22 protein-coding genes and 2 pseudogenes are annotated in these 25,872 nt (G+C 59.6%); 10 read left to right on the top strand and 14 right to left on the bottom strand.

Annotation, left to right across the window (positions count from 1 at the left end):
- Positions 1-340: 340 nt before the first annotated feature.
- Positions 341-1,819, bottom strand: a complete 1,479-nt coding sequence (locus ACSQ3G_RS30450; protein WP_436112986.1) for an NAD-dependent succinate-semialdehyde dehydrogenase — start codon at positions 1,817-1,819, stop codon at positions 341-343.
- 3 nt (positions 1,820-1,822) lie between these two features.
- Entirely contained in the window at positions 1,823-3,103 is a 1,281-nt protein-coding gene (locus ACSQ3G_RS30445; protein ID WP_436112985.1) for a 4-aminobutyrate--2-oxoglutarate transaminase, read from the bottom strand.
- A gap of 157 nt (positions 3,104-3,260) precedes the next feature.
- Between ACSQ3G_RS30445 and ACSQ3G_RS30440 the strand changes: the two genes are divergently transcribed.
- The gene (locus tag ACSQ3G_RS30440) at positions 3,261-4,085 is read left to right on the top strand and encodes a MerR family transcriptional regulator (RefSeq protein ID WP_436112984.1); all 825 of its coding nucleotides are present in this window, start codon (positions 3,261-3,263) and stop codon (positions 4,083-4,085) included.
- Positions 4,086-4,677: 592 nt separating this feature from the next.
- Here the strand turns inward: ACSQ3G_RS30440 and ACSQ3G_RS30435 are convergent.
- The 4 genes and pseudogenes from ACSQ3G_RS30435 to ACSQ3G_RS30420 form a co-directional block, all read right to left on the bottom strand.
- Positions 4,678-5,481 carry an ABC transporter ATP-binding protein gene (locus ACSQ3G_RS30435; RefSeq protein WP_436112983.1) on the bottom strand — a complete coding sequence of 268 codons (804 nt, stop codon included), beginning with the start codon at positions 5,479-5,481 and terminating at the stop codon, positions 4,678-4,680.
- Complete coding sequence (locus ACSQ3G_RS30430) at positions 5,475-6,197, bottom strand: ABC transporter permease (RefSeq protein WP_436112982.1); 723 nt, start codon at positions 6,195-6,197, stop codon at positions 5,475-5,477. The genes ACSQ3G_RS30435 and ACSQ3G_RS30430 overlap by 7 nt, the downstream gene beginning before the upstream one ends.
- Positions 6,197-6,922, bottom strand: a complete 726-nt coding sequence (locus ACSQ3G_RS30425; protein WP_436112981.1) for an ABC transporter permease — start codon at positions 6,920-6,922, stop codon at positions 6,197-6,199. The genes ACSQ3G_RS30430 and ACSQ3G_RS30425 overlap by 1 nt, the downstream gene beginning before the upstream one ends.
- 20 nt (positions 6,923-6,942) lie before the next feature.
- Positions 6,943-7,491 (bottom strand): annotated as a pseudogene (locus ACSQ3G_RS30420) (GntR family transcriptional regulator); the annotation flags it as partial.
- On the opposite strand from ACSQ3G_RS30420, the pseudogene ACSQ3G_RS30415 reads away from it, so the two are divergent.
- Positions 7,491-8,426, top strand: a pseudogene (locus tag ACSQ3G_RS30415) (gamma-glutamyltransferase family protein); the annotation flags it as partial. The pseudogenes ACSQ3G_RS30420 and ACSQ3G_RS30415 sit on opposite strands and share 1 nt — an antisense overlap.
- A 131-nt stretch (positions 8,427-8,557) precedes the next feature.
- Here ACSQ3G_RS30415 and ACSQ3G_RS30410 read toward each other — a convergent pair.
- On the bottom strand, positions 8,558-9,169 hold the full coding sequence (locus tag ACSQ3G_RS30410) for a hypothetical protein (RefSeq protein WP_436112980.1): 612 nt from the start codon (positions 9,167-9,169) through the stop codon (positions 8,558-8,560).
- A 72-nt stretch (positions 9,170-9,241) separates the two neighbouring features.
- A complete protein-coding gene (locus ACSQ3G_RS30405; RefSeq protein ID WP_436112979.1) occupies positions 9,242-9,508 on the bottom strand; it encodes a TolB family protein in 267 nt (88 codons plus the stop codon).
- 511 nt (positions 9,509-10,019) lie between these two features.
- Between ACSQ3G_RS30405 and ACSQ3G_RS30400 the strand changes: the two genes are divergently transcribed.
- Positions 10,020-11,119, top strand: a protein-coding gene (locus ACSQ3G_RS30400) for an IS3 family transposase (protein ID WP_436112978.1) whose coding sequence is annotated in 2 segments (ribosomal slippage) — positions 10,020-10,272 and positions 10,272-11,119 — 1,101 coding nt in all. Because the reading frame shifts where the segments join, the coding sequence is not laid out codon by codon here.
- A gap of 484 nt (positions 11,120-11,603) precedes the next feature.
- Here the strand turns inward: ACSQ3G_RS30400 and ACSQ3G_RS30395 are convergent.
- Genes ACSQ3G_RS30395 through ACSQ3G_RS30385 form a run of 3 tightly spaced genes read right to left on the bottom strand, consistent with a single transcriptional unit; the run spans position 11,604 to position 14,452 of the window.
- Entirely contained in the window at positions 11,604-12,611 is a 1,008-nt protein-coding gene (locus ACSQ3G_RS30395) for a TRAP transporter substrate-binding protein (protein WP_105403271.1), read from the bottom strand.
- 30 nt (positions 12,612-12,641) lie between these two features.
- Positions 12,642-13,919 (bottom strand): TRAP transporter large permease, encoded by a 1,278-nt coding sequence (locus ACSQ3G_RS30390; protein ID WP_105420242.1) that lies wholly within the window; start codon positions 13,917-13,919, stop codon positions 12,642-12,644.
- Positions 13,919-14,452, bottom strand: a complete 534-nt coding sequence (locus tag ACSQ3G_RS30385) for a TRAP transporter small permease (RefSeq protein WP_046666103.1) — start codon at positions 14,450-14,452, stop codon at positions 13,919-13,921. Before ACSQ3G_RS30385 ends, ACSQ3G_RS30390 begins: the two co-directional genes overlap by 1 nt.
- Positions 14,453-14,653: 201 nt before the next feature.
- On the opposite strand from ACSQ3G_RS30385, the gene gntR reads away from it, so the two are divergent.
- Positions 14,654-15,685 (top strand): HTH-type transcriptional regulator GntR, encoded by a 1,032-nt coding sequence (gene gntR, locus ACSQ3G_RS30380; protein WP_436112977.1) that lies wholly within the window; start codon positions 14,654-14,656, stop codon positions 15,683-15,685.
- A gap of 39 nt (positions 15,686-15,724) precedes the next feature.
- On the opposite strand, the gene ACSQ3G_RS30375 is transcribed toward gntR, so the two are convergent.
- The 3 genes from ACSQ3G_RS30375 to ACSQ3G_RS30365 all read right to left on the bottom strand — a co-directional run bounded on the left by ACSQ3G_RS30375 (position 15,725) and on the right by ACSQ3G_RS30365 (position 18,132).
- Entirely contained in the window at positions 15,725-15,865 is a 141-nt protein-coding gene (locus ACSQ3G_RS30375) for a hypothetical protein (RefSeq protein ID WP_436112976.1), read from the bottom strand.
- Between the two features lie 337 nt (positions 15,866-16,202).
- Positions 16,203-16,883: a TetR family transcriptional regulator gene (locus ACSQ3G_RS30370; protein ID WP_436112975.1), complete on the bottom strand. Its 681-nt coding sequence runs from the start codon at positions 16,881-16,883 to the stop codon at positions 16,203-16,205.
- Between the two features lie 193 nt (positions 16,884-17,076).
- Positions 17,077-18,132, bottom strand: coding sequence for an amidohydrolase family protein (locus ACSQ3G_RS30365; RefSeq protein WP_436112974.1), 1,056 nt, complete (start codon positions 18,130-18,132; stop codon positions 17,077-17,079).
- A 244-nt stretch (positions 18,133-18,376) separates the two neighbouring features.
- Here ACSQ3G_RS30365 and ACSQ3G_RS30360 point away from each other — a divergent pair, with 244 nt between their 5' ends.
- From ACSQ3G_RS30360 to ACSQ3G_RS30335, 6 genes are read left to right on the top strand one after another with little or no spacing between them, the layout of a single operon-like run.
- A complete protein-coding gene (locus ACSQ3G_RS30360; RefSeq protein ID WP_436112973.1) occupies positions 18,377-19,531 on the top strand; it encodes a Gfo/Idh/MocA family protein in 1,155 nt (384 codons plus the stop codon).
- 2 nt (positions 19,532-19,533) lie between these two features.
- Positions 19,534-20,691: a dihydrodipicolinate synthase family protein gene (locus ACSQ3G_RS30355; RefSeq protein ID WP_436112972.1), complete on the top strand. Its 1,158-nt coding sequence runs from the start codon at positions 19,534-19,536 to the stop codon at positions 20,689-20,691.
- 1 nt (position 20,692) lies between these two features.
- Entirely contained in the window at positions 20,693-21,511 is an 819-nt protein-coding gene (locus ACSQ3G_RS30350) for a sugar phosphate isomerase/epimerase family protein (RefSeq protein ID WP_436112971.1), read from the top strand.
- 17 nt (positions 21,512-21,528) lie between these two features.
- Positions 21,529-23,100: a Re/Si-specific NAD(P)(+) transhydrogenase subunit alpha gene (locus ACSQ3G_RS30345; RefSeq protein WP_436112970.1), complete on the top strand. Its 1,572-nt coding sequence runs from the start codon at positions 21,529-21,531 to the stop codon at positions 23,098-23,100.
- Between the two features lie 19 nt (positions 23,101-23,119).
- Positions 23,120-24,553: an NAD(P)(+) transhydrogenase (Re/Si-specific) subunit beta gene (locus ACSQ3G_RS30340; protein ID WP_436112969.1), complete on the top strand. Its 1,434-nt coding sequence runs from the start codon at positions 23,120-23,122 to the stop codon at positions 24,551-24,553.
- Positions 24,554-24,569: 16 nt separating this feature from the next.
- Positions 24,570-25,694 (top strand): DUF4147 domain-containing protein, encoded by a 1,125-nt coding sequence (locus ACSQ3G_RS30335; RefSeq protein WP_436112968.1) that lies wholly within the window; start codon positions 24,570-24,572, stop codon positions 25,692-25,694.
- Positions 25,695-25,872 lie beyond the last annotated feature (178 nt).

Raw genomic sequence — 25,872 nt, 5'->3', positions numbered from 1 at the left:
CGACACGAACCTCCGCGCCCCAGTGAACCCGGCGGACTAATCCGCCGCGGCTCCTGCGACAATGCTTGGGTCGGTTTGCGGGATCTGCGGATAGTGGAGACCCCGTTGGCTCGAAAGCCAGCGTCCCCGTTGCGGCAGATGGGGCGACCCATCGAAACCCTTGAGTTTGCAGGTTTCCGTCAGTCCAGGTCCATACGATGTCCGGCGAGCCAATGGGGCCGACAGCTTGCTTGCTATTGCTGCGAACTTGCCGTCACTCACATCGTCATCGACATCATCCTTAAATAGAATGGGCCGCGGAAATGTCTCCGCGGTCCATTTCAGATGCACTTTGGCTGTGTCAGATGCTCAGGCACAGATACTTGATCTCGATATAGTCCTCGATGCCGTATTTCGAGCCTTCGCGGCCCTGGCCCGATTGCTTGATGCCGCCGAATGGCGCCACCTCCGTAGAGATCAGGCCGGTATTAATGCCGACCATGCCGTATTCGAGCCCTTCCGCCACTCGGAAAATCTTCGAAACATCCTTCGAATAGAAATAGGAGGCGAGGCCGAATTCAGTATTGTTGGCCATCTCGATCACCTGCTCCTCGGTCTCGAACTTAAAGAGCGGCGCGACAGGCCCGAAGGTCTCTTCGCGCGCGACCTTCATGTCCGTGGTGACGCCGGTCAGGATGGTCGGCTGGAAGAAAAGACCGCCACGGGCATCCGGCTTGCCGCCGATGGCCACTTTGGCACCCTTTTCGAGCGCGTCCGCAATATGCTCCTTTACCTTCTCGACCGCTTTGTCGGTGATCAAGGGCCCGGCATTCACGCCGGGCTCGAAACCATCGCCCACCTTCATCGCACCGACCTTCTCTGCCAGCTTTTTGGCGAACGCATCATAGACACCAGATTGGACATAAAGGCGGTTCGCGCAAACGCAGGTTTGGCCGTTGTTGCGGTATTTGGAGATCATCGCCCCTTCGACCGCCGCATCGAGATCGGCATCGTCGAAAACGATGAAGGGCGCGTTGCCGCCGAGTTCGAGGCCGAGCTTCATGATCTGCTCGGCACCTTGGCGCATCAGGATCTTGCCGACATTGGTCGAGCCGGTGAAGGTCAGTTTGCGAACCTTGTCGTTCTCGGTGAATTCCTTGCCGATCGACGGCGAATCCTTGGAAAGCACGACGTTGAACACACCGGCTGGCAGGCCCGCACGCTCGGCGAGCAGGGCCAGCGACAGCGCCGAAAGCGGGGTCTCGGCGGCGGGCTTGGAGATCATTGCGCAGCCGGCGGCCACAGCGGGTGCGAATTTTCGAGCCAGCATGGCGTTCGGGAAATTCCAAGGGGTGATCGCGGCAACCACACCGATCGGCTGCTTGATGACGATGATCCGCTTGTCCGGCTGGTGGCCGGGGATCGTGTCGCCATAGACGCGCTTGGCTTCCTCGCCGAACCATTCGACATAGGATGCGCCGTAGAGGACTTCGCCCTTGGCCTCGGCCAGCGGCTTGCCCATTTCCATGGTCAGGATCGTGGCCAGGTCGTCGGCATTGGCGACCATCAGGTCATAGAGCTTGCGAAGGACCGCCGCGCGCTCCTTGCCTGTTTTCTTCGCCCATTCCTTCTGGGCCTTGTAAGCGGCGTCGATCGCACGGGCCGTCTCGGCGCGGTTCATGTCGGGCATGACAGCGATCACGTCGCCATTGGCCGGGTTGGTGACGTTGAAGGTCTTGCCGCTATCGCTGTTGGCAATCCATTCGCCTGCTACCAGGGCCCTGTCGGTTGCGAGCGAAGAATCCTTCAGCTTGGAAAGCAGTGCGTCTGAAATCGCCATAGTTCAGGCCTCCTTGGCGCATTCGCGCAGGGTGTCCTCGAGAATATCCATCGCCTCGGCAAAGATATTGTCCTGGATGGTGATTGGCGACAGGAAGCGAATAACATTGCCGTAGACGCCACAGGTCAGCAGGATCAGGCCCTTGTCGAGCGCCTTGGCGCGCACCGCATTGGCAAAATTCGCATTGGGCGCCTTGGTGCCGGGAATATTGAATTCCACGGCGTTCATGAAGCCGGGGCCTCGGATATCGGCGATCTGCGGCACTTCCGATATCAGCGAATGCAGGCGCTGCTTCAGCCGGTTACCGAGTGATTCAGCACGTTCGTTGAGGCCTTCCTCCTCAATCACGTCGAGCACGGCATTGCCGGCCGCGATGCCGATCGGGTTGCCGCCATAGGTACCGCCGAGGCCGCCGGGGCCGGGCGCATCCATGATCTCGGCGCGGCCGGTGACCGCAGCGATCGGGAAGCCGCCGCCAAGGCCCTTGGCCATGGTGGTGATGTCGGCGACGACGCCGAAATGCTCCATGGCGAAAAGCTTTCCGGTGCGGGCAAAGCCGGTCTGCACCTCGTCGGCGATCAGGAGGATGCCGTGCTTGTCGGCGATTTCTCGCAGCTTGGTCATGAAGGCGCGCGGCACCTCATAGAAGCCGCCTTCGCCCTGTACCGGCTCGATGATGAAAGCCGCGACGCGGTTGGGATCCACATCGGCCTTGAACAGCTTATCGAGCACGGCGAGCGAATCCTCCATCGTCTGGCCATGCATTTCGATCGGAAAAGGCACGTGGAAGACGTCGGGCATCATGGCGCCGAAACCGGTCTTGTAGGGAACGACCTTGCCCGTCAGCGTCATGCCCATGAAGGTGCGGCCATGGAAGGCGCCGGTAAAGGCGATGATTGCAGAGCGATTGGTGGCGGCACGCGCAATCTTGACGGCGTTCTCGACGGCTTCCGCGCCGGTGGTGACGAAGATCGTCTTCTTGGCGAAATTGCCCGGCACTGCCTTATTGAGGCGTTCGGCGAGCGTCACATAGTTCTCGTAGGGTACGACCTGGTGGCAGGTGTGGGTGAACTGATCGAGTTGGGTTTTCACCGCAGCGATCACTTTCGGGTGGCGATGACCGGTATTGACGACAGCGATGCCGGCCGCGAAATCGATATAGCGGCGGCCCTCGACATCCCAGAGTTCGGCATTCTCGGCCCGTTCGGCATAAACCTGCGTGGTAACGCCGACGCCACGCGATATCGCGTCGGTACGGCGAGCCGCAATGTCAGAATTCAACATGGAAGTCCCCTGAGAATGAGTTTGACGGATGATCTACCTGCTGGAGTGAAGAGCGCTCCTCCAACGGCCTCGAAAATAATATTTGCATTTTTTCTGTAGAGTTACAATATGACTTTCATGAAAATCCGGAACGCCAAAACCAGGCAGAAGTCGCATGATGGATGACAGGGTTCGCTTTAAGATCGCAGAAGCCGCCCGCATGGCAGGCGTCTCGCCGTCGACGCTTCGGCTGTGGGAAAGCCAGGGCCTCGTCGACCCCGTTCGTACCGATTCCGGGCAGCGCCTTTATGACTCAAGCCATGTCGAACGCCTGAAGCGGATCAGCTGGCTAAGACTAGACAAGGGCCTTAATCCCGCGGCAATCCGAGAGACGCTGAAGTCGGAGGAACAGGACGGGACGGGGGAAGCGCCAACCGAGATCGAATCCTCGTCAGGTGGTAGGACGATCGGTGCCAAGCTGCGCCATCTTCGTCGCGAGATGGGGTGCACGCTGGAGAAAGTGGCCGCCAAGACCGGCATCGCATCCTCGCTGCTCTCTACCTTCGAGCGAACCTCGCAAGGGCTCTCGGTCAAGGCGCTGCATGACCTCGCCGGATTCTACGGCACCACCATTGCCGTGCTGACCGGGCAGGCCGAAACAATCGCACGCGAGTCACTGGTGCGAAACGGCGACTGGACGGCATGGCCGCCGACGTCGTCAGGCGTGACCGTCCAAAATCTAACCATCGATCGCCGGCAAATGGAATGTCATCGCTTCCAACTCGCGCCCGGCGCTTCGAGCGAAGGGGCCTATAGCCATGCGGGCGAGGAATTTCTCCATGTGCTCGTGGGCAGGATGGAGCTTATTCTCGACGGCGACCAGTTCTTCGAGCTCAGAGAAGGCGACTCCTTTTATTTCGAGAGCCGTCGCCCACACAGTTGGCGCAACAGCAATGACGGCGAGACAGTTCTGATCTGGGTCAATACGCCGCCGACGTTCTGAGTGCTTCGTGCTGCCAAACAACCCTGGCGGATGGGGCCGGCCGCCGAAATGTGTGCGGGCCCGGACGTTGCTCTGTCACTTGGGTCGGATGGGCTGGAAGCTACCTTCGCCTCCGTCTTCCTTTTAGGTCCCTCAACCGAACACATGGCAGAACCGCTGCGCCGGCGCTTAATCCCGCTCCAGCAGCTGCGTCTCGCCATTCACAAAAGCCCGGTCGGCATCGGCGGCCGAGAGGGAAAGCGGGATGGTCGCGCAGCGCGGGAGAAGGCCAGCGGCCGTCGTGAATCGTCATCAGCAAATCCTCGCCAACAGCGTTGTTTGAGAAAAGCTGGCGGCTGCCTCCGTCCGGACTGTGGCGCCATTTCCTGGGCAAGCGGCCGCAATTCCGCCTTGCCCGCAACTTCAGGCGACTTGGCCTTGCTCCGTCGTTCGTTGTAAGGCGGGATCCGCCTATCAGATGCGAGTTCAGACATCGCCAACAGCATGCGATACCGCCGCTCACAAATTTAGTTCGGAGGTGCGATAGCCGCACAATTCTAATCGTTTTCGGCATCGGGGCCTGTCGGTGCGCCTGACGACTTAGAGAACGCTTTTATTGCCGGACACTTGCGAGAAACTGCTGAAACCTAGGTGATTTCGGAGACTGAAAAAGCTCCGCGGGAGAGCCTTCCTCTTCCACGGCTCCCTTGTGAAGAAAAACAACTTTATTCGAGACGCCGCGGGCGAACGCCATTTCATGGGTGACGACCAGCATCGTTCGTCCCTCCTCGGCCAGCGATCGCATGACCTTGAGGACCTCTCCGACCAGCTCCGGATCAAGCGCCGACGTCGGCTCGTCAAACAGCATAACCTTCGGGCGCTGGGCGAGTGCGCGGGCAATTGCAGCACGCTGCTGTTGCCCGCCGGATAGATGCGAGGGATAAAAATGCCGTTTGTCGGCGATACCAACCCGGGCAAGCAGGGCCTCAGCCTCTTCGATACATTCGGCACGACTGCGCCTCTGCACATGGACCGGCGCTTCGATCACGTTTTCCAGGATCGTCATGTGAGACCAGAGATTGAAGTTCTGGAATACCATGCCGACATGCTGGCGGATGCGATCGACCTGGCGGCGATCGGCAGGTTCTGCTTTGTGCCGCCCTTTTTTCATAAGATAGGCTTCCCCGGCGATCGAGATTTCGCCGCTATCGGGCACCTCCAGCATATTGATGCAGCGGAGCATCGTCGACTTGCCCGATCCTGACGACCCCAGAATGGAAATGACATCGCCCTCGCGCGCCTCCAGGGAAACGCCCTTCAGCACTTCCAGCGGGCCGAAACATTTGTGCAGGTTTTTTACCGAAACCGTCGGCGTCTTCGTGTTCTCGGTAGCCAAATTCATCCCTCTGCTCAGCATGCAGTTTCCCTAGGTCTCGGAGGCAGTGGCGGAAGGCGCAAATGCGGCGAAAGCCAACATTCCAGGCCGACGAGGATGCGCGTCAGCACGAAATTGATCAGCAGATAGACGGCGCTCGCGACAATGAACACTTCGAACGCCCGGAAACTGTCGGCGATCAGCTTCCCCGCCAGGCCGGTGATTTCCATGATCGTGATAACCGATGCGAGAGCCGTCGCCTTTACCATCAGGACGATCTCGTTGCCGTAGGCCGGCAGTGCCTGGCGCAATGCGATCGGGAAAATGATCCGTCGAAACAGGAGAACGCCGGACATGCCGCACGCCCGGGCGGCTTCCACCTGCTGCGCTGACACCGATTGAAGCGCACCGCGGAAAATTTCGCCCGAATAGGCGGCCGTGTTGAGGGTCAAGGCGATGACGGCGCACCAGTAGGGTTCCCGAAATATCGTCCATATACCGAGCGCCTGCAGGGACGGCCGGAATTGCCCCAGGCCGTAGTAGATGAGAAACATCTGAACGAGCAGCGGAGAGCCGCGAAACACGAACACGTAGGCGCCGGCGATTGCGCGCCCGGCCGTTCCACCCAAAACGGACGTCAACGCAATCGAGATGGCAAGAAGTGTCCCGGCGGTGATGGATATGGCGGCCATGCTCAAGGTCAGGGGGAGACCGCCGATCAGGGTTTGGAACGTCTGCGCGAGGAAGTCGAAATCCATCACAATGCCCTCCGAATTCCGCGCAAGCTTCGCGTCTCCAGCCGACGAAAAAGAATGGAGGAGATCCAGGTGATGACGAGATAGAGAACGATGGCAGTGAGGTAGAACTCAAAGGGCTTGCGGGTGGAGCCGGCAGCGATCTGCGACTGACGCAGGATTTCAACGAGGCCGGTGACGGATATCAGCGCAGATTCTTTCAGCACCAGCTGCCATGTGTTGCCAAGACCCGGCACGGCGTAGCGAAGGACGAGAGGGGCAATGATCCTGCGGAACTTCAGCCATGGTCGCATGCCTATCGCGGTGGCAGCTTCGAGTTCGCCGCGCGACACGGACCGATAGGCGCCACGCAAGACCTCGGCCTGATAGGCAGCGGAAACGACGCCGAGCGCGATCGTTCCGGTCAAAAACGCGGGCATGCCAATATAACCGTCATACCCGACCATTCCCCCCAGATGACCGAGGATGGCGCTGCCGCCGAAATAAAAGAGATAAATGACGAGAAGATCCGGCACGCCGCGCAAAACCGTCGTGTAGCAGTCGCCTGCCCAGCGCACCGCGAGATGCCGGGACAGCTTCATGGTCGCAACAAGCGAGCCGATCATGGTGCCTGCCAGAAAACCGCAGACCGAAACGGCGACCGTCATAAGCAATGCGGTCAGCAACAGGCTGCCCCAGCCGCCCTGACCAAAACTCACAAGTACCAAGTACTTCTCGATGGCTTCCATAGACTTTCCCGCGCGGCGTCTCAGCCCGAACCGACAGCGCGTCGGTGATGCCAAATACGTTCGAGTTTCGACATGTTCTTCAGTGAGCTCTGCACATGAGCGCTCGCCGCCTTGGCGGCTTCTTCGGGATCGCGAGCCAATATTGCGTCGGCGATCGCCTTGTGCTCGTCAAAGTCCGTGTGCTCCAGATCGACCCAGAGGACCTCCAGCCAAAGGGCAAGGCGCAGCTGCTGGTAGATCTGATCCGTCGCGCGCATCAGCGCGTCGTTCTTTGTTGCCTCGGCGATGACCCGGTGGATATAAAGCCCGAGCTGCAGGTTTTGCGCAGCGTCCGATGGCGTTCGGTTGTCGGAAACTTTGAGGACCGCCATCTGTTCGATGACGTCACGAAGGCGCGCAAGATCCTCGTCCGTCGCCTTCTCGCATGCGAGCTTCGCGGCGCAGACGTCGAGCGCCTCGCGTACGACGAGGAGATTGCAGAAACCCGTAATATCAAGATCGGTGACCGTGTAACCGAGGTTTCGCTGCCCGACGACCAGCCCCTCTTCCTCGAGCTTCATCAACGCATCTTGCCGCGCATGGCGGCCTTCATACGAGCGACGACTTCGCCACCGCGGGCGGCGAGTATGTGAAGCCGATCAGCGCCAGTTATCGGGGCTGGGACGTCCATGAATGTCCACCGAACGGTCAAGGCATAATCGCGCTTCTGATCCTGAAGGTACTGGAGCGCTTCGCACCAGCCGGAAATCCACTCGATCCTGAAAACCTCATCGTAGAGGTCGAGGCGACGAGACTGGCTTATGCTGCACGCGACAGATGGCTCGCAGATGCTTCCACATCCGAAACTCCTGTCGACTTTCTCCTGTCCGATGAGCTTGCCGATGAACTTGCCGCAAAGATTGACCGCAAGGCCCCAGTGGATGCCAAGACCATCCTCGGCGGCGTCGAACACTCCGACACGGTTTACATTTCAGTCGTCGACAAAAATCGCAATGCCGCGAGTTTCATCAATTCGATATTCCACCCCTACGGAAGCGGCTTGATGGCGCCGAAATCGGGCGTGCTTTTTCATAACAGAGGCCAAAGTTTCGTACTGGAAGAAGGGCATCCCAACGCCATGGGCCCCGGCAAGCGACCGATGCACACGATCATCCCGGGCATGGTGACGAAGGGCGGGCGAACGATGATGTCCTTTGGTGTCATGGGCGGCCATTACCAGGCGATGGGGCATGCCCAGTTCCTCTCCAAGCTGATCGATTATGGCCTCGACATTCAGAGCGCCATCGATCTCCCGCGCCTCTTTCCGCTGCCGGGGACGGCAACGGTCGAGATGGAAGAAAGCCTTCGCCAGTCTGCCGGCGACTATTTCACGGCCAGGGGCTTCAAAGTGCAGCCGCCGAACTGGGCCATTGGCGGTGCCCAGGCCATATGGATCGATTGGGAACAGGGAACTCTTCACGGCGCGTCGGATCATCGCAAGGACGGCTGCGCCTTGGGATATTGATCGCGGTAGGACGCCAGCCATCGTCGATTGGCCAAGCTCGACGATGGGCGTCCTCCGAACGCTGACCAACTACCTGCCTGACGGACGAACGATCCCGACCGAACGAAGCCTGCAAGACGTTACCGTCCAGCCTATTTCGTCCTGCCATTGATTGGCACTAACCTTTGCCCAATTTCCGTCAGCACCCGGCCCTGTTGCGGTGTGGTTGCTTCGACGGCGTGCGCCCAGATTGTCAGGGTGGTTTCCCTTTCGGCAAACTGACGGACTACCGCGTTGAACTCTTTCATCCAATCGCCGAGATGCAGAATGTAGGCATCAACGAGTGCGGCAATTTCGGTCTCGTCAGTTTCGGCACCGAGGCGATCGAAGCGAAGATCGACTCGCCCAAGCCGCGTCAGGTCCGTTCCCCGGTTCGACCCAATCCACAAGGCCTTCCCGTCGGGCGTGGAGACGCACGGCAAAGGACCGAGCGGATTGTCGTATCGATCGAATGTTGCAATCGCAACGAACTGGCCGTCTTCGTATCGGGCGAGTTCGTAGTCGTTTTCGGAATTTACGACAATGGCATGAGGCGGCCCGCCCGGGGTAACTAGCCAACGTATGAAACGGCCCGGATTCTCGGCGAGTGTTGCGAGATCGCCAGTGTGGATGTTGAGACTGTGTAGGTCGATAAGCGCTGGGTGACGGGCATTCATCTGAAGGTAGATGGTTTCCGGATCGGCAGGTGAAAATGAGAACTCCATGACCCGCACGCCGGGAAAGGGCGTCAGATTGACCGACCTTGGGTCAACGCCGACGGCGACGCGGTAAAGGTGTCAGTTCTCGTCACCGTTAGTATCCTGCAAATAGAGAATCGCGGCCGAGTCCGGCGTCCAACAGAAGACTTCAATCTCGCGGCGTTCGTCGGCTGTCAGACGGCGAGCGTTTGTGTCCGTTCCATCAATTTTACGAACGAAGATGTTCAAGCGCCCGGACCAAATCGAAAGGTAGGCGATTTGACAGCCATCGGGCGAGATCTGGGCGCGTGAGAAGTGCGGTGCCGAGAACAGCGCTTCTACGGAAATGGGATTGGAACCGGACATTGTAATACCTTCCTATCAGGCACAGGCCGTCAGAAACGACCGTGGGCGTTGGTTCCAAACCGCAGTGCACTATGACGTAACGTCTGGGTCAAGACTCAATTTATCACCAGGCCTATCGCGATCTGACGGCCACACGGATGAAAGTATGGGAGCTCGTTTATGTTCGGATGACGGTAGGGATCAGCCGGGGACGAAAGTGCTCCAGCGGCACCGATGGGGTCGGGTGCCGAAGGCCACTTGCTAGGTTTTCTAGGTGCCATTCTAGCCGCGCGATCAGGGCAAACTCATCGACTCATCCTGCCCAGGATTCGGTGTTTGCCGAAGCGCTCACCAGACACAGCAAAGGTGATGGGCTTCTGGGTAGAGTGGAGCGAAATCCTGACCTTGCCCCCAAGTTTTATCCAGTTTTGAGTTCGCTCCAGCGGTTTTTTGACGTGCCCCCAATAATTTAGGCCATTTGGAACTGGAATTTTCCACTTATGATCCCTGATGGGAAGAAGAGGAGAATTCGATGAAGGCCTCGAAGTTTTCGGAAGCGCAGATCGCATTCGTGTTGAAGCAGGCACAGGATGGCACGCCGATCGGCGAGGTCTGCCGGAAGGCAGGAATTTCGGACGCGACGTTTTACAACTGGCGCAAAAAGTACGCCGGCCTGATGCCCTCGGAGATGAAGCGTCTTCGCCAGCTCGAAGAGGAGAATGCCAAGCTGAAGCGGATCGTCGCCGACCTGTCATTGGACAAGGCCATGCTCCAGGACGTGCTGTCAAAAAAGCTCTGAGGCCTGCCCGCAAGCGCAAGCTTGTCGACACGGTCACGGCGGACTGGAAGGTCTCGATCCGGCGCGCATGTTCGGTGTTGAAGATCGATCGGTCGCTGTATGTCTACAAGTCCAGGCGCGGCGAGCAGGCCGAGTTGAAGCTGAAGATCAGGGACATCTGCCAGACACGGGTGCGCTACGGTTATCGGCGTGTTCATGTCCTGCTCAGACGTGACGGATGGCCTGTCAATCCGAAACGAATCTATCGCCTTTACAAGGAGATGGACCTCCAGCTCCGCAACAAGGTTCCCAAGCGACGGGTCAAAGCGAAGCTGCGGGCTGACCGCACGGAACCGACCCATTCCAACCATGTCTGGGCGATGGATTTTGTTCACGACCAGTTGGCTACCGGCCGCAAGATCAGGGTTTTGACAGTCGTCGATACCTTCTCTCGCTTCTCGCCGGCAGTCGACGCTCGCTTCAGCTACAAAGGCGAAGACGTGGTACAGACGCTTGAGCGGGTATGCCGGCAGGTCGGGTATCCAGCATCGATCCGTGTCGATAACGGCAGCGAATTCATCTCGCGCGACCTCGACCTGTGGGCCTACCATAAGGGCGTGGTGCTCGACTTCTCCCGGCCTGGCAAGCCGACCGACAACAGCTACATCGAAAGTTTCAACGGCAAGTTCCGCGCCGAGTGCCTGAACGCCCATTGGTTCATGAGCCTTGACGACGCCCGTTCGAAGATGGAGGATTGGCGTAGAGACTATAACGAGTTCCGGCCACATAGCGCGATCGGCAACAAGGTGCCGATTTCGCTTATAAACGGCTCATCGGCACCCCCGCCAAGCTGAGCCATAACCCCGGAAATTCCAGCTCCCGCTGGCCCAAAATCGGGGAGCACTTCAATAACCCCGGAAATTCCAGCTCCCGCTGGCCCAAAATCGGGGAGCACTTCACAATGGGCCAGAGCTTACTTCAAAATGGATTATTTCAACGGGGCAAGGTCAATCCGGTCCGCTGAAATCCACGAGAAAGGGCTATACTGTTGCGAGGCAACGATGTCGCTAAGCCTAACGGCGAAAACGGCTAACTCGAATTGAAATGGCGCAGTCTCGATTTTCCGTTCCCAGTGCTCCAGATCAATTCCGCATGGCGAATGCTTCGCGTGCTACCTGAAGCGGTCTATCTGATCCAAACCCAAAGTGCGGTTCGGAATGGACGTATCGATGGCGTAGGCCGAATAGGTGATCATCTCGTGACCCCCGAAAGTTGGCAACCAGATTTCGGGGGTCACTTGCGAATCGCAGGCCTTTGGTCCTGAAAGAAGCACCCGGCTTACTTCTTGCGGACTTCCTTGAGCTCGGCGACGATGCCATCGACCACCTCGGCGCCAATTACAGCCTTGTGCTTCTCATAGACGACCGCGGACTTTTCGCGGATGCGCTGCTGCTCTTCCGGCGAAAGCGTGTTGACCTGCAGGCCGGCCGCCTTGATCTTCTCAAGCGACTTCTTGTTGAGATCGCCGATCACCTGGCGTTCCACATCCCGGCCGACGACCGCGCAGGCGCGAAGGGCAGCCTGTTCGTCCGGGGCATAGGTGTTGAAGATTGCCTTGGAGAACAAGAAGAGGAACGGCGTGTAGGCGTGGTTGGTCTCGGTGACGTATTTCTGGACCTCGAAGAACTTCGAGGTATCGATCGTCACATAGGGATTTTCCTGTGCGTCGATCGCCTTGGTTTCGAGCGCCGAGAAGACTTCGCCGAAGGCCATTGGGGTGGCGTTGGCGCCGAGGTTCTGGAAGGTGTCGAGGAAGATGTTGTTCTGCATGACACGAACCTTCATCCCCGAGAAATCTTCCCATTTGGTGACGGGGCGAACCGAGTTCGACAGGTTACGGAAGCCGTTTTCCCAGTAGGCGAGGTTGACAAGGCCGGCGGCATCCAGCTTCTGGTTCATCATGTCGCCGAACTTGCCGTCGAGCACCTTGTGGGCTTCCTGCGGATTGCCGAACAGGAAGGGCAGGTCGAAGACGCCGAGTGCCGGAACGATGCCGACCAGAGGCGACGACGACGTCACCACGGCTTCCTGGACGCCGGAGCGCAGGGCCTGGGTGGCCTGCAGGTCGCCGCCGAGCGCGCCGCCCCAGAAGGCCGTCAGCTTCATCTTGCCGCCGGACTTCTCGTCGAGGCACTTCTGCATGGCGGCGATGCCGTTGCCGACCGGGTGGTCGGCGTTGATGCCGTTCGAAACGCGGATGTTGCGCGCCTTGAATTCGGCAAAGGCCGGTGCGGCCGATGCGCAGGCGATGGCAAGTGCAGTAGTTGTGAGTAGCAGTTTTCTCATATTATCCTCCCATGGATGTGTGAGACGGGGTTAGTGGAGCCAGCGTGCAGGCACGAGCACGAGGTCCGGGAACAGGACCAGAAGAAACAGAACGATGGTTTCGGCGATCAGGAACGGCCAGACCCCGGCCGTCACCTTGCCAAGCGGAATGCGCGCTACGCCGCTGACCACGTTCAATACCACGCCGACCGGCGGAGTGATCAGGCCGATGGAGTTGTTCATGATGAAAAGCACGCCGAAATAGACCGGGTCGATGCCAGCCTGTTTGACGATCGGCATGAGGACCGGCGTCAGGATCAGGATGGTCGGCGTCAGGTCGAGCGCAGTGCCGACGACCAGCACCAGGATCATGATGGCGAACATCAGCAGCATCGGGCGGTCGATCAGTGGCTCGATGTAACCGACGATCTCGGCCGGGATGTTGGCCGCGGTGATCAGCCACGAGGAGACCAGCGCCGCCGCGACCAGGAACATGATGACCGAGGTGGTCTTGGCGGCCTGCAGGATGACGTGCGGCAGGTGGCTTGGCTTCAGCTCCCGATAGATGACCATGCCGACGAAGAGCGCGTAGGCGGCGGCGACGACGGCGGCCTCGGTCGGCGTCATGATGCCGGCCTTGATGCCGCCGAGGATGATCACCGGCATGCCGAGCGCCCAGGCGGCACGGCCGGTGACGCGCAGGCGTTCGCTGGTCGACGCCTTCGGCAGCGGCTGGACATTGTCCTTCCGCACGACGATGAGCCAGGCGATGATCAGTGACAGGCCCATCAGGATGCCAGGGAAAATACCGGCGAGGAAAAGCTGGGTGATCGAGACGTTGCCGGCGACGCCGAAGACGATGAAGGCCATGGACGGCGGAATGATCGGCGCGATAATGCCGCCCGCCGCTATAAGGCCGCCGGAACGGGGTACGTTGTAGCCAGCCTTCGCCATCATCGGGATAAGGATGGCGGCGAGGGCTGCCGTATCGGCCGCGGCTGAGCCCGAAATGCTGGCCATGATGACGGCTGCCATGATCGCGACGATGCCGAGGCCGCCGCGGATATGGCCGACGCAGGCAATCGCGAAGTCGATGATCCGGCGCGACAGGCCGCCGGAGTTCATCAGTTCGCCGGCCAGGATGAAGAACGGAATGGCAAGCAGGGTAAAGGTGTCGACACCGGCGATCATGTTCTGGGCGATGATCTGGGTGTTGAACATGTCCATGTACCACATGAGCACGACACCGCAGAACATCAGCGAGAACGCGACGGGCACGCCAATCGCCATGGCGCCGAGAAGCGATACGATGAATACGATAAGTGTCATCAGGTACGCTCCGCCATCTGCTCGATCGTCAGGTTTTCACCGGCAAAGATGCTGATCTCCTCCGCCGTCGCGCGGCCGGTGACATAGCGGAACAGCCGCTCCAGCGCGATCAGCGACAAGCCGGCGCCGGTAAACAGGCCGATGCCGTAGACCCAGATCATCGAAATGCCGGTCACCGGCGCGCTCATGCTGGCGTTGATCTCGAACTGCTGCCAAGTCCCCCAGAAAAAGATCATCGAGCAAGCGAGGATGACGAGGTTAGAAAGGATCATGCAGACCAGCCGGCCCTTGCGGCCGAAAAGCGCCACGACGCTTTCGACGCCGAGGTGACCATGTTCGCGAAATGCGACGACTGCGCCGACGAAGCTCAGCCAGACGAAGAAATAGCGGGAAAGTTCCTCAGAGACGGACATGCCGGAATTGAAGGCGTAGCGAAGAACCACATTGGCAAACACCATGATCGCCATTGCTGAAAGCAGCAGGATCAATAGGACTTCCAACGCCTTGAAAAAAAGATCAATTGCCTTTTGCATGTTCCCCTCCCGTTACCTCAGCCCGGACGCGATCAACTTCAATATGAGCTCTCCTATGCCGCGAGCTGCGCGACCCAAATTTGGCGGTCGGATGCCAAAGACCGTTCCCACTCCCACCCGTCTTCATCTGCTTGTGGTAATGATTGCGCAATCATTTGTCAACAAGCTGGATTTGCGCTATCTCCAGAGCCGGAGGTGCACATGAGGAAAAAGAGCCACAAAAAGCGGAAAATCACGTTAGTTGATATCGCTAAAGCAAGCGGTGTTAGCGCAATCACAGTATCGCGGGCATTGCGCGCCCCGGAAATGGTCTCCAAGGAGCTTCGGGAGCGAATTCAACGGACTGTCGATGACTTTGACTATCTTCCTGACCCGGCTGCGCGCGCATTGGCTTCGGCGCGGACGAATGTGATCGGGGTGCTTATTCCTTCGCTAACGAACAGCGTCTTTGCGGAAGTCATTCGAGGGATTTACGCGACGCTTGGACCCAGCTCCACCTATGACCTGCAGTTGGGCAACACGCGCTACTCCATACTGGAGGAAGAAAGACTGCTGCGGGTTTTCTTGAATCAGCGGCCCGCGGGCCTCATCGTTGCGGGTATTGACCAATCAGCAACGGCGAGAGACCTCCTCCTCACTGCCGACTGCCCTGTTGTTCAAATCATGGAGACTGGAGATTCTCCGATCGATATGGTGGTGGGATTCTCACATCGAGATGCCGCATGGGCTGCGGTCCAGCATCTATTGGATCGCGGCTATCGGCGGATCGCTTTTCTTGGCGCGCAGATGGACCCTCGAACACAGCGGCGATTGGAGGGCTATTCTCAGTGTTTGAGGAAAGAAGGATTATTTGATCCGACACTGATAGTGACCACCCCAAAACCGTCGACCGTAACCCTCGGCTGCGAATTGCTGTCGGAGCTCTTGGCGCGGACGTCCAATGCGGATGCCATATTCTGCAACAATGACGATTTGGCTATGGGCGTCCTCTTCGAATGTCAGCGGCGGCAAATTCATGTTCCCGACCGAATGGGTATATGTGGTTTCAATGATCTCGAGATGGTCGCAGTTGCAGCTCCATCAATTACCAGTGTCAGAACGTATCGCGAAAGAATGGGGATCACGGCGATAGAAATGCTGGTTGCGACAATCGAGGGTCGGAAGGTGGATCCTCCGGTCGTTGATCTTGGCTACGAGCTTATACCGCGCCAAAGTACAAGCTGGATGAAGTGATGGACACTTGGATGCAGGGAACGCGCGGCCGGGTCGCTGCTACCGAATTCTACCGTCGCCGATCACTGTGCCGAATAACCCGTGCCGGGTCAGCAGGCGTTTGGCTACTTTGGTGTTGCGACGCGACCGGACGATCTCGTCGAGCCCATAGCCGTCCTGGTTGACGATTGCCACAACCATGGTCTCAGTTCACCGATCGTCGCCACCACCTCGTCCAGATACCAGATGCAATCGGGGCTCGGCGTTTGCGTCTCAAGCCCCCGCATGACCTAGGCCGGATTTCCGGAGCAAACGCCGGATTGTTTCATGCGAAACGACAACACCACGCTCCAGCGGCCTTTCCTCGACAGTCGCGGGCTTAGTGGGAGTTGGATGTAGAGCCAAACCGCGTGGGCGATCAGATAAGGCGAGAAGGCGGAAGACCGATTCCTTTCAAAGCTGGCGGGATTCCGGTTGATCACCGCGAGCTAACAGGAACGCCTTGACATCGCCGATTACGCCGCAGCGCAATGTACGTTTAGGCGACCTCGGGCGAGGGGAGGGTAACATAGCTGAGAACAATCTGCTTTATGTGTTCCAGCCGTTCTTTTCGCGCGTCATCCGAGAGAAGGTTCCTCCCGAATATTGCCGAAAGTGTATAGTTGTTGGAGAGGTAGAAATACGAGAGGGCAGCGATCGAAATATAGAGCTGGACAGGGTCGATGCCCTGCTTGAACGTACCTTCGTCCTCGCCGCGCTTGAGTATGGATCTTAGCATTGAGACGAGCGGCGAATTGAGGTTCTGGATGTTTGGAAGGGTCTGTACGTGTCGCGCCCGGTGCAGGTTCTCGCTGTTGAGGAACGTGATGAACTCGGGGTTCTCGACATAGTAGTTCCAGGTGAACTCAGCGAGGCGACAAACCGCTTCCGCAGGGTCCAATTCAGTGAGGTGGAGCTTGGATTCCGCACTTCGGATCTTAGCGTAGGCGTCGGCGAGCACCTCGGTGTAGAGGCGTTCCTTATTGTCGAAGTAGTAGAAGATCAGTTTCTTGTCGAGGTTTGCCCGTTCGGCGATGCGGGCCATCCGCGCACCTCCGAGTCCGTGCTCGGCGAACTCTTCCCCCGCGACCTCCAGGATGAGCCTCTTCGAGCGGTCTGCATCCCGGAACTTGGTCAGGGCATCCGCAGGGATCTCATCCTCGGTTGCTGATGTGTTCAATTTACGTCGCGCCATTGGGCGTCAGCCTTTCGCATAAAAGATGCAGTTGTGGCCCTCGGAGATATGAGGCTATCCGCCTTGGGATCGACCGCTCCAAGTACATCTACTGATGGCAATATAAATAAGCCCCACGGCGACGACCAGAGACGGTCTCCTGGGAAGCGAAAGCCGGCGCCCGGACCGATTTGGTTGATCAAAACAGCGACTCGAAGGAAGGCCTCGATAGCTTGTGGAGGTTGCGGTTTCCGATAGTGAGTATCTCGTCCTTCGACATCCGTGCCGATTGGAACGAACGGAGGGTTTCGCGGATCAAATATGATCCCCCCTCGGCGTCAAACGGGAAATCGGTGGCGAAGACCACATGGTCAAGGCCGAAGAAGTCGATGCCGCACTGAAGCGCACAAGCCGCTCCCGACAACGAAGTGTCGCCATAGAACGCCTTGAAGTATCTGGATACCGGATGCTTCAGATCGCCTGGAAGGAGGTGCGCATCCGAAGGAGGGGTTCTTGCGCCCATTTCCAGCCCCAGGCCCTGCTCAATGCGGCCTGAGAAGAACGGTATCATGCCGCCCATATGATGGGTGATGATCCGTAGATGGGGGTGGCGGTCGAAGAGACCCGAAAGCGCCAGCCGCGACATCGCAACCGTCGTTTCATACGGCCAGCCAAAACACCACCAGATCTCGAACTTGGATTTCTCTTCCGTCGGATAATCAGCCGTTGGCCCTTTGATCGGATGAAGCCAGACGGGGCGCCCTGTGGCGGCAAGCGCGTCCCAGATGCTGGAGAACCGCTCGTGATCCAGCGGCATGCCGCGCACATGCGTGGGAAGCTGGAAGCCAATGGCGCCAAGGGCAGCAGCCCGTTCGATTTCGGAGACTGCGGCCGCCTCGTCCATCATGGCGATTCCTGCAACGAAATAAGGAAACCGGTCCGGGTAGGTCTGTGCCAGGTTCGCCAATCCGTCGTTCATCAACCGGGCGAGATCCGCGGCCTCCTGCCCTTCGGCGATCTCGTCGAAGGCTGGCATCGACGGTGTCAGAATCTGCTGATAGCAGGCGAACCTGTCCATCAGCCTGAAACGTTCGCCGAGATCGAACAAGGGCTTCAACGTGACCCAGCGCTTGAGAGGGCCGGCGGCGGTCGAGACTGATTTGATCTTCTCGAAGTACTCCTTCGGAAAGATGTGCGTCCAACCATCGATCATGTTCAACATGTCGGGTGCGTCAGATGCAGGGGCCATCGTCATTTCTCCTTACGGTTCAGAATGCACGCTGATCGGCTTCATTAAGCAGAGCGCGATCTCACGCCGTGACGATTGAACGATCAAGCCCCGTGCGGCGGCAGGATCCAAATAATTCACCGGATGATGAATTGTCAACTTGCCAAAGGGAGCGACGTCTGCAATAAAGCTATTAATTCTCCAGATGGTGAATTAAATCTCTAACGGCAACTATCGAAGGGCGGGCGACCGCCGAGACGGGAGGCGAGCTATGGCTAGTGACAGGAAAATTGGCATCGTAATGCACGGCGTGACCGGCCGTATGGGAATGAACCAGCATCTCATACGTTCGGTCCTCGCGATCAGAAATCAGGGTGGCGTCGTACTCTCCGACGGCAGCCGGATCGTCCCCGATCCCATTATCGTCGGCCGCGACGGCCCCAAGATCGAGCGCCTTGCCAAGACCCACAACGTCGAGCGTTGGACCACTGACCTCGACGGCGCCCTGGCGGATCCCTACAACGAGATCTTCTTCGACGCGGCTTCCACCAAGCTTCGTCCGACGCTTCTTCGCAAGGCGATCGACGCGGGCAAGCACGTCTACTGCGAAAAGCCGATTTCCGAGGGACTCGAGGAAGCCATCGAAATCGCCAAGTACGCAAAGGCAAAGGGCGTCAAGAACGGTATCGTTCACGACAAACTCGACCTCCCCGGACTGGTCAAGCTGAAGCGTCTGCGTGACAGCGGCTTCTTCGGAAAGATCCTCTCCGTAAAGGGCGAATTCGGCTACTGGGTGTTCGAAGGCGACTACCTTCCCGCACAGCGCCCGAGCTGGAACTACCGCGCTGCCGACGGCGGCGGCATGGTGTCCGACATGCTATGCCACTGGCGCTATGTCCTCGACAACGTGGTTGCGCCAGTCAAGTCGGTGAGCTGCACGACTGCGACCCACATCGACAAGCGGTGGGACGAGAGTGGAAAGGAATATCAGGCGACCGCAGACGACGCCGCCTATGCGACCTTCATGCTTGAAGGCGACATCGTCGCGCACATCAATTCCAGCTGGTGCACCCGCGTCCGTCGCGACGACCTCGTTACCTTCCAGATCGACGGGACACACGGTTCGGCAGTCGCCGGCCTCCACAAGTGCTACAGCCAGCACCGCGTCAACACGCCGAAGCCTGTCTGGAACCCGGACGTACCGCAGCCGCTCAACTTCTACGAATCCTGGGAGGAGGTTCCAGACAATGTCCCGCTTGATAACGGTTTTAAGGTTCAGTGGGAGCAGTTCCTGCGCCATGTTCTGGAAGGTTCTGAGTGGCGTTACACCTTCGTCGAAGGCGCCAAGGGCGTGCAGCTCGCCGAAGCCGGATACCAGAGCGCCCGCGAGCGCCGCTGGATCGATCTGGAAGACCTGGGGCTGTGACGATGGCTTCGGTTACCCTTCCTACAAAAGATGGTGGTCTTGAGACTTTCAAGATCGGCCCTGCGGTTGCTGCTGTCCAGAGCGGCGAATGGAATCGCACCGCCTATGCCGCCGCTCACGTCGTCGTCGATCCCTTTGCGGACAACGATCCGTGGCTCGACTGCGCGGTCGACTGGGACAGGACGCTGGCTTTTCGCGAACACCTCTGGGCCAAGGGCTTCGGGGTCGCCGAAGCAATGGACACCGCCCAGCGCGGCATGGGCATGGACTGGCCCACTTCGCTGGAGCTGATCCAGCGGAGCGTCGCCCTGGCGAAGGCAGGTGGTCATCTGATTGCCTGCGGAGCCGGAACAGACCATCTGGTGCCCTCGGACGCCCTCAGCCTCGACGACGTCATCATAGCTTACGAGAAACAATGCGAGGCCGTCGAGGCGGCGGGCGGCCGGATCATCCTCATGGCGTCTCGCGCCCTTGCCAAGGTGGCGAAGTCTCCGGAGGATTACGGGACGGTCTACGGGCGGATCCTTGGCTCCTTGAAGGAGCCCGCCATCCTCCACTGGCTGGGCGAGATGTTCGATCCGGCACTTGAAGGCTACTGGGGCGACCGCGACCATATGGCCGCCATGGACACCTGCCTCGGCGTCATCGCCGACAATGCATCCAAGGTCGACGGCATCAAGATCTCCCTCCTTTCCGCGGAGAAAGAGATCTCGATGCGCCGCCGGCTGCCGAAGGGCGTGCGGATGTACACCGGTGACGATTTCAACTACCCGGCACTGATCGCGGGCGACGAACAGGGCTACAGCCACGCTCTCCTCGGCATTTTCGATCCGATCGCAACCGCCGCGGCTCAGGCCCTCAGCGCTCTGAACAGGGGCGACATGGTGGCCTACAACTCCGCCTTCGATCCGACGGTTCCGTTGTCGCGTCACATCTTCAAGGCTCCGACCCGCTTCTACAAGACCGGCGTCGTGTTCATGGCCTATCTCAATGGCCATCAGGATCACTTCACCATGCTTGGCGGCCAGCAGAGCACGCGCTCGGCGCAGCATCTCGCCGACATCGTCCGGCTCGCCAGCGCGGCGGGTCTCTTTGCCGACCCGGATCGTGCCGCCCGGCGCGCAGGCCGTGTCTTCGCAACCTACGGGATCGGAGTCTGAAATGCCCACAGCACAACAGCTTTCACTTAATACTGCGACCGTCCGATCGCAGTGGAACCTTCGCGAGGCCATCGAAGGCTGCGCCCGGCATGGATTCGGCGGCATCTCGCCATGGCGCGACAAGTTGGACGAGCTCGGCGCGGACACAGCGGCAAGGCTCATCCGAGACGCCGGTCTGTCCGTATCAGGTCTGTGCCGTGGCGGCTGGTACACCATCGCGGATCCGCTCGACCAGAAGGCGATCGACGACAACAAAAAGGCGATCGACGATGCGGCGACCATCGGGGCGGAATGCCTTGTCATGGTCGTCGGAGGCATCGTTCCAGGCTCGAAGGACATCGGGGCCGCGCGCGCGATCGTCGAGGAAGGCCTCGCCAGGTCGCTCGAATACGCAAGAACGTGTGGCGTGAAGATCGCGATCGAGCCGCTTCATCCAATGTACGCTGCGGACCGAGCCTGCGTGAATACGATGCGCCAGGCACTCGACATCTGCGATCGGCTTGGCCCGGGAATTGGTGTTGCCGTCGACGTCTATCACGTCTGGTGGGATCCGGAAATCGAGGAGCAGATCGACAGGGCAGGCTTCCAGCGCCTGATGGCGTTCCATATCTGCGACTGGCTCGTGCCGACCACTGATCTGCTGCTGGACCGCGGCATGGTGGGGGACGGAGTGATCGACATTTCGCGCCTTCGCAAGCGGGTCGAAGCCAACGGGTTCAAGGGCCTCAACGAAGTGGAGATCTTCTCCACGAACAACTGGTGGAAGCGAGACGCCGACGAAGTGATGCGCACAATCGTCGAACGGGCCGCCGACTGCTGAAGCATCGGGAGAGAGGAATGAAGATCGGGGCTCCTAGGGAGACTGCGGCTGGCGAGGCACGCGTGGCGATGACGCCGGATAGTGCGGGCCAGCTCCGCAAGCTGGGATTTGATTGTGCTATCGAGGCCGGTGCGGGGGTTGCGGCGGGGTTCTCGGATGACGCCTATCGCGCCGCGGGCGTGAGCGTGGTCGGCGATCCGGAGGCGCTTTTTGCGGCGGCTGACGTCATCGTCAAGGTGCGGCCGCCGGCGGCCGCCGAAGTCCGACGCCTTGTGCCCGGCAAGACCCTTGTCTCTTTTTTCTACCCTGGCCAGAACCAGGAGCTTCTCGAGGCCTGCCGGGCCTCGGGTGCGAACGTCATCGCGATGGACATGGTGCCTCGGATATCCCGTGCACAGAAGATGGACGCGCTTTCTTCCATGGCCAACATCGCCGGATACCGTGCAGTCATCGAAGCAGGCAGCAATTTCGGACGCTTCTTCACCGGACAGGTCACGGCCGCGGGCAAGGTTCCTCCGGCGAAGGTGCTTGTGATCGGCGCGGGCGTTGCAGGCCTCGCCGCAATCGGAACAGCGACATCTCTCGGAGCGGTTACCTTCGCATTCGATGTCCGGCCAGAAGTCGCCGAACAGATCGAGAGCATGGGGGGCGAGTTCGTCTATCTCGAATTCGAGGACGCCCAGGATGGCTCTACCACCGGAGGCTACGCGGCTCCGTCCTCGCCGGAGTTCCGGGAGAAGCAACTCACCAGGTTTCGCGAGCTTGCCCCGGACATGGACATCGTCATCACCACGGCGCTCATTCCGGGACGGGACGCTCCCAAGCTCTGGCTCGCCGACATGGTGGCGGCGATGAAGCCGGGATCGGTGGTCGTGGATCTGGCCGCGGAGCGAGGCGGAAACTGCGACCTGACCGTCGCCGACCAGCGGATCGTCTCCGACAACGGCGTAATCATCGTCGGGTATACGGACTTCCCGAGCCGCATGGCGACGCAGTCCTCGCTGCTCTACGCCACCAACATCCGTCACATGATCTCCGACCTGACACCGGGAAAGAACGGCGTCGTCGTCCACAACATGGAGGACGACGTCATTCGCGGTGCGACCGTCACCTTCAAGGGAGAGGTCACCTATCCGCCGCCGCCTCCCAAGGTGATGGCGATCGCGGCCCAGAAGCCACGGGAGAAGGTGAAGGAGGAGAGCCTCGCGGAAAAGAGGGCGCGGGAAGCCGCGGCCTTCAAGGCTCAGACGAGGAGCCAGGCGATCCTGCTTGCCGCTGCGACCGCCCTGCTTCTGATCGTGGGTGCCTATGCTCCGCCGAGCTTCATGAGCCACTTCGTGGTTTTCGTGCTGGCCTGTTTCATCGGTTTCCAGGTGATCTGGAACGTCTCCCATTCGCTGCACACGCCACTGATGGCGGTTACCAACGCGGTCTCCGGCATCGTCATCCTCGGCGCTCTGCTGCAGGTGGGGTCGAGCGACCGGATCGTGGTGGCGCTCGCCGCGCTCTCCGTATTCATAGCGACCATCAACATCGTCGGCGGCTTCCTGGTGACGCGGCGCATGCTGGCCATGTTCCAGAAGTCTTAGAGCCGGGAGGGGATCCAACATGACTATCGGTATCGTATCGGCTGCCTATATTGCAGCCGCGGTTCTCTTCATCCTGTCCCTCGGCGGTCTGTCCGGCCAGGAAAGCGCCAAGCGTGCCGTCTGGTACGGCATCACCGGCATGGCGCTCGCTATCGTCGCCACGGTTTTCGGTCCAGGTGTCGGCAATTGGTTCGTGATCCTGCTGATGATCGCCGGCGGCTCAATCCTCGGTTATTTCGTCGCGTTACGCGTGCAGATGACCGAGATGCCGCAGCTTGTTGCGGCGCTGCATTCCTTTGTCGGCCTTGCTGCCGTGTTCATAGGGTTCAACGCCCATATCGAGGCCGCTCGCGTGGCTGGCCTGGACCAGGCCGCTCGTGCTGCGCTGGACGGCTTCGCCGGCATTCTTGCCCATAAGACGTCGGTCGAACTGGCGATCATGAAGGTCGAGGTGTTTCTTGGCGTCTTCATCGGCGCGGTTACCTTCACCGGCTCGGTCGTTGCCTTCGGCAAGCTGGCGGGAAAGATCGACGGCAAGGCGAAGAAGCTGCCCGGCGGCCATTTTTTGAATGCCAGCGCGGCGATCGGTTCGCTGATCCTACTCGTGATGTATGTGAATGACGAAGGCGCCTGGACCCTGATCCTGATGACGGCGCTCGCGTTCTTCATCGGCTACCACCTGATCATGGGCATCGGCGGCGCCGACATGCCGGTGGTGGTGTCGATGCTCAACAGCTATTCTGGCTGGGCCGCGGCGGCCATCGGCTTCACGCTCGGCAACGATCTTCTGATCGTCACCGGCGCGCTGGTAGGCTCCTCGGGCGCGATCCTCTCCTACATCATGTGCAAGGCGATGAACCGCTCCTTCGTCTCTGTCATCCTCGGCGGCTTCGGCGCCACCACCGGACCGCAGATGGAGATCATCGGTGAACAGATCGCCATCGATGCGGAGGGCGTGGCGGCGGCGCTCAACGAAGCCGACAGCGTCGTCATCGTTCCCGGCTACGGCATGGCGGTGGCGCAGGCCCAGGCTGCCGTCTCGGAACTGACCCGCAAGCTGCGCGCCGCCGGCAAGACCGTTCGCTTCGCCATCCATCCCGTCGCCGGCCGTCTGCCGGGCCATATGAACGTCCTGCTCGCCGAAGCCAAGGTGCCTTACGACATCGTGCTCGAAATGGACGAGATCAACGAGGATTTCGCCAATACCGACGTGGTCATCGTCATCGGCTCCAACGACATCGTCAACCCGGCGGCCCAGGAGGATCCCAATTCACCGATCGCCGGAATGCCGGTTCTCGAGGTCTGGAAGGCAAAGCAGGTCTTCGTCTCAAAGCGTGGCCAGGGAACCGGATATTCCGGCATCGAGAACCCGCTGTTCTACAAGGACAATACCCGCATGTTCTATGGCGATGCCAAAGACTCCGTGAGCGGGCTTTTGCCCAAGTTGGCGTGATGTGAAGGGGCGCAAGATGATGTCGAGCGGGAACTGGAGCGATATGCTTCGGGACGTATTCCGTGCCAGTCTCGGAACGGTCACCGGCAAGGGTGCCGTCTCCAGAGATCTGAACGAACACACGGAGTTTCAGCCGACGATGATCGTGGCCGTAGGAAAGGCGGCTGTCGACATGTATGAAGGCTGTCGGCCTCGGTTCCTTGAGGTACCCGCGCTTATCGTCAGCAAGTACGGGCACGGTGTCCCTGCCGGATCAGACGTCCGGTTCCTAGAGGCGGCCCACCCGGTCCCGGACGATAAGTCGCTGCGAGCCGGCGAGGCTCTCGCAGAGTGGATCGGGAACGCAGGTTCAGACGCCAGGCTGCTGATGCTGGTGTCCGGCGGCGCTTCCTCCCTGGTGGAGAAGCTGGTACCCGGCAGGTCGCTTCAAGACCTTCGGGACATGACGTCTGCCGCTCTCGCCGACGGAAGCACGATCGAGCAGCTCAACGCCCGCCGCATTGCGATGTCAGACATCAAGGGTGGTAATCTCCTCAGTCGTTTCGCAGGTCGCGAAGTTCGCGTCCTTGCGATTTCCGACGTCGCCTCGGATGGCATCGATCTGATCGGAGCCGGGATCGGAGAGCGCGGCACCTACTGCGGCGATTACAAGGCGACCATCGTAGCGTCGAACCGCCTCCTTCGGGAAGAACTGGCAAGACGCTTCAGGCTCATCGGCCTCGATGTGGTCGTCAACTCTGAAACACTCAGCGCGCCTATCGACACTGTAGTCGATGTTTGCCTGCAGACGACTAACCGTGGCGGTCCTGGCGTCTATATCTTCGGGGGTGAGCCCACCATTTCTCTACCCGAAAAACCCGGCATCGGAGGTCGCGCCCAGGCGCTCGCGCTCCTATTTGCGAAGGCGATCGCGGGCCGGCCGGACCTCCACGTGCTGGTCTCCGGAACAGACGGTAGCGACGGAGTTTCCGAAGCGGCCGGCGCCGTGGTCGACGGGCGGACTTTCGGATTGTTCGAAGACGCTGAGGACCATCTTCGTCGCGCCGATTCCGGAACCTTTTTTCGAAAGACAGGCGATGCCATCGTGACCGGGCCAACTGGTACGAACGTAGCCGACATCGCGATCCTGGTCAGGGAGTGACTGGGATGGGCGTCACACGCAAATTTCATCGGAATCAGGGAAATCGATGGCCGACTTATTGACTTTTGAGACGAAGAATTTCATTAATTCCCTAGATGGTGAATTAATGAAATTCATCGGACAGCAGGCCAGCAAAAGCCTCCTGCGGTGGCACGAGCTGGGCCGGAGGAGTTCGTCG

Source organism: Neorhizobium tomejilense (assembly GCF_964254135.1).
GTDB lineage: Bacteria > Pseudomonadota > Alphaproteobacteria > Rhizobiales > Rhizobiaceae > Neorhizobium > Neorhizobium tomejilense.
This window is presented reverse-complemented; position numbering and strand designations above follow the sequence as displayed.